This window comes from Staphylococcus sp. HMSC14C01, from assembly GCF_001808085.1.
GTDB classification, from domain to species: Bacteria; Bacillota; Bacilli; order Staphylococcales; family Staphylococcaceae; genus Staphylococcus; species Staphylococcus hominis.
The window spans coordinates 3,135-5,054 of sequence record NZ_KV792030.1 but is presented as its reverse complement, the minus strand read 5'-3'; the positions used below and the strand labels follow the sequence as shown (position 1 = coordinate 5,054).

Annotated in this window: 2 protein-coding genes; one reads left to right on the top strand and one right to left on the bottom strand. The window is 32.7% G+C overall.

The genetic code is table 11. The features are described 5' to 3' along the window. Positions 1 to 434 (bottom strand): 3-hexulose-6-phosphate synthase (hxlA, locus tag HMPREF3131_RS11490; protein ID WP_256262193.1); only part of this gene is annotated, 434 nt, incomplete at its 3' end. A 200-nt stretch (positions 435 to 634) separates the two neighbouring features. Here hxlA and HMPREF3131_RS05335 point away from each other — a divergent pair. Next, on the top strand, positions 635 to 1,920 hold a 1,286-nt coding region (locus HMPREF3131_RS05335; protein WP_256262192.1), incomplete at its 3' end, for a glucose-6-phosphate isomerase.

The window sequence follows — 1,920 nt, the reverse complement described above, 5'->3', positions numbered from 1 at the left end:
GATTGTCCTTCAGCTTGTAAATCATAACCAGTGTGCACTGCAATATAGTCTGCACCCATTTCATCTAATTCTTTCGCACGTTTTTCTAAATCTTGAACAGCAATCATATCTACTAATAATTGTTTGTCATTTTTATGTGCTTCTTCAACTGCTGCTTTAATTGACGCATCTTCAGCTACACCTAAAATTGTTACAACATCAGCGCCGAATTTAACAGCTTGGCTTACTTCATAGTCTGCTGCATCCATGATTTTTAAGTCTGCTAATACTTTAGCATTGCTTATATTTTCATTTAAATGTTGAACGGCAGGTAAACCTTCGTTAATCACAATTGGTGTACCAATTTCTACAATATCAACATATTCTTCTACTTTTTTCGCTAATTCTGCTGCTTCTTCTTTATTTAATAAATCAATAGCTAATTGTAATTCCACGATAATTCATCCTTTCATTAATTTATACCTTTATTTTGACATAATTATCAATAAATCAATACTGACAAAATTGGCATATAGGGAATGTCAGCTTATCTAAAGGGGGTGACTATTTTTTCAGTATGAATAATATTACACTGTAGTGTACAGTTGGAATTGTAAATATAAGACTAATAATTACAAATTTGGAGGCTTTTTAGATGACTCATATTCAATTAGATTATGGTAAGACTTTAGAATTTTTTGGAGAACATGAATTAGAACAACAAAAAGATATCGTGAAGACATTACACAAAACGATACATGGAGGAACTGGTGCAGGAAATGATTTCTTGGGTTGGGTAGACCTTCCAGTTGATTATGATAAAGAAGAGTTTTCAAGAATTGTAGAAGCTTCTAAACGTATTAAAGCAAATTCTGACGTGTTAGTTGTTATTGGTATTGGTGGCTCATACCTTGGTGCACGTGCTGCTATTGAAATGCTAACATCTTCATTTAGAACAAATAATGACTATCCTGAAATTGTTTTTGTAGGTAACCATTTATCATCAAGCTATACAAAAGAATTAGTAGATTATTTAGCTGACAAAGATTTCTCTGTAAACGTCATTTCTAAATCTGGTACAACTACAGAACCAGCAGTTGCATTCCGTTTATTCAAACAATTAGTTGAGAGTAAATATGGCAAAGAAGAAGCTAAAAAACGTATCTTTGCTACAACAGATAAACAAAAAGGTGCATTAAAACAATTAGCTACAAATGAAGGTTATGAAACATTTGTAGTTCCTGATGATGTAGGTGGCCGTTATTCAGTGTTAACTGCTGTAGGTTTATTACCAATCGCAGCTGCAGGTATTAATATTGAAGCGATGATGATTGGTGCAGCAAAAGCACGTAAAGAATTATCTTCTGACAAATTAGAAGAAAATATTGCTTATCAATATGCAACAATCCGTAACCTTCTATATAGCAAAGGTTATACAACTGAAATGCTTATCAACTATGAACCGTCAATGCAATATTTCAATGAATGGTGGAAACAATTATTTGGTGAATCAGAAGGTAAAGACTTTAAAGGTATTTATCCTTCAAGTGCTAACTACACTACTGATTTACATTCATTAGGACAATACGTTCAAGAAGGTCGTCGTTTCTTATTTGAAACAGTTGTTAAAGTGAATCATCCAAAACATGATCTTACTATTGAAGAAGATAGTGACGATTTAGATGGATTAAATTATCTTGCTGGTAAAACAATTGATGAAGTTAATACAAAAGCATTTGAAGGTACATTATTAGCACATACTGATGGTGGCGTACCTAATATCGTTGTTAATATTCCACAATTAGATGAAGAAACATTTGGCTATGTCGTGTACTTCTTTGAACTCGTATGTGCTATGAGTGGTTATCAATTAGGCGTCAATCCATTCAATCAACCTGGTGTAGAAGCGTATAAACAAAATATGTTTGCTTTACTTGGTAA